Source organism: uncultured Fretibacterium sp. (assembly GCF_938030725.1).
Lineage (GTDB): Bacteria > Synergistota > Synergistia > Synergistales > Aminobacteriaceae > Fretibacterium.
Window position 1 is genome coordinate 1 of sequence record NZ_CALHIQ010000025.1, and the last position, 5,232, is coordinate 5,232.

At 66.0% G+C, this 5,232-nt stretch carries 5 protein-coding genes; 1 reads left to right on the top strand and 4 read right to left on the bottom strand.

Annotated elements, in window-relative coordinates:
* Positions 1–961, top strand: a 961-nt coding sequence (locus tag Q0629_RS01895; RefSeq protein WP_298778227.1) for a hypothetical protein, incomplete at its 5' end; no start/stop codon positions are given.
* A 294-nt stretch (positions 962–1,255) separates the two neighbouring features.
* Here the strand turns inward: Q0629_RS01895 and Q0629_RS01900 are convergent.
* The 4 genes from Q0629_RS01900 to Q0629_RS01915 all read right to left on the bottom strand — a co-directional run.
* Complete coding sequence (locus Q0629_RS01900; RefSeq protein ID WP_298778228.1) at positions 1,256–1,741, bottom strand: hypothetical protein; 486 nt, start codon at positions 1,739–1,741, stop codon at positions 1,256–1,258.
* A 109-nt stretch (positions 1,742–1,850) separates the two neighbouring features.
* Positions 1,851–2,432 (bottom strand): 5-formyltetrahydrofolate cyclo-ligase, encoded by a 582-nt coding sequence (locus tag Q0629_RS01905; RefSeq protein WP_298778230.1) that lies wholly within the window; start codon positions 2,430–2,432, stop codon positions 1,851–1,853.
* A 173-nt stretch (positions 2,433–2,605) separates the two neighbouring features.
* A complete protein-coding gene (locus tag Q0629_RS01910) occupies positions 2,606–4,216 on the bottom strand; it encodes an AbgT family transporter (protein ID WP_298778232.1) in 1,611 nt (536 codons plus the stop codon).
* Positions 4,217–4,319: 103 nt separating this feature from the next.
* The coding region (locus Q0629_RS01915; protein ID WP_298778234.1) for an amidohydrolase at positions 4,320–5,232 on the bottom strand (913 nt) is incomplete at its 5' end.

The following is a 5,232-nucleotide window of genomic DNA, read 5'->3' on the forward strand; positions in this document are numbered from 1 at the left end:
CAAGACGAACTGGAACCTGGACAAGGACATCACCGTGACGGCGAAGACCGTGGACGTCGCCAACGCCGGAACGGCCAACGAGAGCACCGATACGTCCCCGGAGGTCAGCGGGACGTTCCACGTGACCGTCACCGGCGGCACCAATCCTCCGATCCCGCCGTCGCCGATCGTTGGGCTCGGGCGCTCGGCCTCCATCTCCGCGCTCCCGCCGGGAGCGGAGGAGGCGGAACCGCTCTTCGACGCGGACGGGAACCCGATCGACCTCACCCTGGACCCGGCGACGGCGGCCTTTGGCGCCTCGCTGCCCGGGGAGGGCACCCTTCCGGAGGGGACCGATGCGGAGTCCGACGCGGCGATCGACGAAGCCGCGGCCCTGCTTCCGGTGGATGCCGAGGCGCCGAACACCGACATCCCGGACCTTCCGGACGCGGAGCCGGCGGAGGGAACGGACCTTCTCGACCTCACGGCGGATATTCCCGCTGCGGATGCCATCGACCTGCTCGACACAGGGACGGAGGCCGGCGTTCCGGAACTGGACGACGCACCGTTGGCGGACGCGGCCGACGCGGATATTCCCGCCGCGGATGCCATCGCCCCGCTCGACACGGAGACGGAAGCCGGTGTACCGGAACTGGACGACGCACCGTTGGCGGACGCGGCCGACGCGGCGTCCGTCGAGGGGACTCCGGAACTGGGCGGCACCTCAGACGAGGACACGCTGGACCTGAACGGCGTGGCGGACATGGGGTCCGACGCGGCCAACGAAGGAACCACGGAGCTGGGCGGCCTGACGGCGGACGACGTTTTGGACGTGGGCGGCGGCGATCTACCCCTGCCCGGCGAGGATGCGCCGGACGCGATCCCCGAGGTGGCGGGTACGCCAGCGGACTTTTACGCGCCTCCCGTCCCGGACGCCGCGGTGACGATCGCGCAGGAGATGGACGACGCCATCCAGCCGTAACGGCGAATCGATTTCAAACAAAGCATTGGGGGCGGACCTTGGGTCCGCCCCCTCGGTTATGCACCCTATGGCGACAGCCGGGGGGCGTCTGCCAGAGGGAAGTCTCACCCCAAACCACAGGTTGCGACGATTTTATCGAAGATTAAGCGCGTTATTGTGCAGGTTAAGCTGATTTTGATCCTGCACCCGCTGGGTGCAGCAGAAAACGTGCAAAGCCCGTCTTTACCACATGTTAAAAACTTTGCCTGTGGATTTGGGACGTCCACATTCCGTCCGCCACAAAGGAACTTTGCCTCACCGAACCGTCCCCTCGCCGGACGGAAAGCCCAGGCTCTTTTCCATGCGCTCGACGACGGGCACGAAGCGCTCCTGCTCCTCCTTGGGGCAGCTCAGGACAAACGACGTCCAGGCCTCCTCGTTGACGACGGCGCACTCGAAAAAGAGGCGCTCCTTCCCGTCGTCGTAGACGAGGCGGTAGCCGCCTGGGGTCGCCTCCTTCGACAGGACGTGGGAAACGTCCTCCAGTCTGGACGCCAGCATGGCCTCTCCGTCATCCCCCAGCACGTTGTAACCGCCCGACAGCGTGAGGGCGTACCGGCCATCCTTCGACGAGAGCCAGACGCCGTCGCCGTTCTCCGGCTCCTTCATCTCGCTGAAGATGTCCGGGTACTCCACGGAGTAGCCAAAGCGATCGTTCTCGTACTTCGTCCACTGGTCCGCCGCCGCGGGGACGGCCAACAAAACCGCCAAGACGCAGGCCGCCGCAAAAACCTTCCTCATGACAATTCCTCCTTATAGTAGTATTGCAATAGTGTATCCGCCCCTCAAGGAGAACGCAGAGAGCGCCGTTTACCGTCCTCATGCGTCCACACTAGCGGACGGGAGCACACTAGACGTCCGTCCGGCCCCTCTCGTAGAGCCCTGCCTCCGTCAGGACGCGGGGGACGGGCCGGTCGTGAGGCTCCATCGGGATGTCCTCCCGGACGAGGCGCTCAGGGCAGACCAGGACCGCCGAGCCGCGATAGGCAGCGAGGAATCGGTCGTAGAAGCCGCCTCCTTTTCCCAGCCTCAGCCCGGACCGGCTACAGCTCAGGCAGGGGATGACGGCAAAGTCCACCTCGTCCACCTCAACCAGGGGCGACCCCTTCACGGGCTCCGGGATGCCGTAGGCCCCTGGGACCAACCGATCCATGGCGTCGATCTGCCGCAGCTCCATCACCCCCATGCTGACGCACAGGGGCACGCAGAGCCGCTTTGCGTCGCGCAGCGCCCCCTCCAGAAAAGGACGGGTGTCGATCTCCCGTCCGGCCCCCACGAAGCAGAAGACCGTCCGGGCGGACCGGTACTCCGGCAGGGTCAACAGCCGGTCGCAGATCACCGAGCCGGCCTCCGCCCGATAGGCGTCGGGCAAGGCCTTTTCAACCTCCCGAAGCTCCTTCCGCAGGGCCTTCTTCTCTTCTTGAACGGTCAAGGTCATATCCTCCTCACATCTGGATCGCCGTTTCTCGATCCTCCAACCGCAGCATAAAACAAGTCCGCCATTCGCAAGGCGCGATGTTCCATTATGCCACACGGCCCCGCGAAAAACGAGCGCTCCCCCGTAAACGCGAGGGAGCGCTCTTGAAATTCATATCCTTTACATCCTTACATCGCCAACGTCGCCGGAGTGGCGGGACCCAAGGGCAGGCCCAGGAGGTACCAAGCCACCAGCAGGAGCGTGAAGCCTGCCAGGTAGAACAGCGAGTAGGGCATGGCCAACGAGATGACCGTCCCGATGCCCACCTTCGTGTCCTCCTTCGGCTTGTACTGCTCGAGGAGCCCCAGCATCACCGGCAGGTAGTAGGAGAGGGGGGAGATGATGTTGGTGGAGGAGTCCCCGATGCGGTAGGCCACCTGCGTCAGGGCCGGGGAGAAGCCGACCCCCGCGAACATGGGAACGAAGATGGGGGCCAGGATCAGCCACTTCGCGGAGCCGCTGATCATGAAGAGGTTCAGGAACGACACCAAAATGACGAAGATCACCAGCAGAGGGATGCCGCCCAGGTTCATGGCCTTCAGGAACTCCGCTCCCGCCACGGAAAGCACCGTGTCGAAGTGGCTCATGCGGAAGAGCGCCACGAAGAGCGAGGCCGGCAGCACCACCACCATGAAGCTCGTGCTGCCGATGAGCCCCTTCTGCATGAGCTTCGGAACGTCCTCCGCCCGCCGGATCACCCCGGCACCGAGGCCGTAGGCCGTCCCCACGACGAAGAACAGCCCAAAGAGCAGGGGCATGATGCTGCTGAGGAGCGGCGAGCGCGGGACGATGGCGCCCGTCTCCGGGTTGCGGAACAGGGAGCCCTCCGGGTACGTCAGCCACACGATGAGGGCCACGTAGGCGACGAGGGCCAAAAGGCTGTAGAACAGCCCTCGGTTCTCCGCCGGCGTGACGGCGTGCTCCTTCAGCGCGTCCACATCGCGAACCGTTTCAGCGTCCCCGACCATCTTCACGATGTAGTGCTCCGTGACGTACACCGTGAGCCCCGTCAGGACCAGCGTGGCGGAGAGCATGAAGTACCAGTTCATGAGCGGGTGGACCGGAGTGCCCGGCGGGATCGTGGGCACGCCCTCGACGGCCGTGGCCGTGATGCCCGACAGCAGGGCGTCCGTCCCCGCCACGAAGAAGTTGGCCGTGAAGCCCCCCGCCCCCGCTGCGTATCCCGCCGCCACCCCCACCCAGGGGTTGCGGCCCAGCGCCTTGAACACGGCGCCGGCGATGACGGGCGTGAAGATGATGCCCGCGTCGGAGGCCAGGTTGGCGTTGATGCCGACGATGGCCACCACCGCCACCACCAGCGCCCGCGGGGCGCCCAGGATCGTCTTGCGCATCAGGGCGGAGATCATGCCCGTGTGCTCCAGCAGGCTGATGCCCAGCATCATCGTCATGATGAGGCCCAGAGGGGCAAAGTTGACGTAGGTCTTGACGAAGCCCGCCAGGAACTCGCGCATGGCGGGGTACGACAGCAGGTTCACGACGGAAACGGTGGTTTCCTTGGGGGCCTCCCCCGCCTTGCCGGCCATGTACGTCACGGACAGGCCCTCCCTGCCCAGCCACCAGGACAGCCCCATCAGGATCAGCGACAGTACGACGAACAGCCAAAACGGGTGCGGGAACTTGTTTCCGATCACTTCGATGCCACGGATGAACCTCTCAAAAAAGCTGCGCTTCGGCGCGACGATCGTTTCGTCCGCGTTTCTCTCCGGATTCTCCGACATTCTCCTCGTACCTCCGTTCCAAATTAAGTGAAGAACAGCACACCCTTCAGTCCCTCCGCGGTTCCTCCGGCGGCATCCCTCCCCTCCAACTCCCTGCCCTTGTCTATCGACGGCCCAGAAAGGCGACGGCGCAGGACGCGAGAAAGCGCATCCCGAAGGGGAAGCACCCCTCGTCCGGGCAAAAGCGCGTGCTGTGCAGCACTCCCGTCTCCTCCGGCCCCGCGCCGGCGGGACGGCAGCCCAGCCAGGCGAAGGCCGCGGGACGCTCGCGGGCGAAGAAGGCAAAGTCCTCCGCGCCCAGCTCCGGCCGCTCCGCCACGACGAGGTGTTCCGCCCCCATGGCCTTCCTCACCGCCTCCGCGGCCAGGTCGAACATTTCGGGGTCGTTCACCAGAGGGGGGTAGCCCTTGACGTAGCGCACCTCGCAACTGCCCCTCAGGGATCGCGCGATGCCCTCCGCCGCGCGCTCGATGAGGTCCGGCATGGCCGCCTGGACCTCCTCCCTCAGGGTGCGCACCGTCCCCTCCATCTCCACCCGGTCCGGGATGACGTTGTACCGCCAGCCGCCCTTGATGGTCCCGATGGTGACCACGGCCGCATCCAGGGGCGAGACGCTGCGCGAGACGACGCTCTGGAGCCCGCAGAGCACCTGCCCCGCGATCATGATGGCGTCCACGCCCTGGTCCGGCGCGGACCCATGGGCCGCCCTGCCCTTCACGGTGAGGTACACCCGGTCGGAGGCCCCCATCTGAGGCCCGGACCTCAACACGACCTTCCCCGTTTCGTAGGCGGGCCAGACGTGAAGGCCGAACAGGCCGTCCACGCGGGGGTCCTCCAGGGCCCCATCCGCGATCATGCCCGGCGCTCCTCCGATGGGGTTCAGCTCCTCGGCGGGCTGAAAGATGAACTTCACGTTGCCCGGCAGCGCGTCGCGCATCCCCGCGAGAACGCAGGCGGTCCCCAGCAGCATGGCCGTATGGGTGTCGTGCCCGCAGGCGTGCATGACGCCCGGAACC

Excerpts from the sequence above, each read along its gene's own strand:
- Q0629_RS01910 (WP_298778232.1), bottom strand. The coding sequence starts at position 4,216 with ATGTCGGAGAATCCGGAGAGAAACGCGGACGAAACGATCGTCGCGCCG.
- Q0629_RS01900 (WP_298778228.1), bottom strand. The coding sequence starts at position 1,741 with ATGAGGAAGGTTTTTGCGGCGGCCTGCGTCTTGGCGGTTTTGTTGGCC.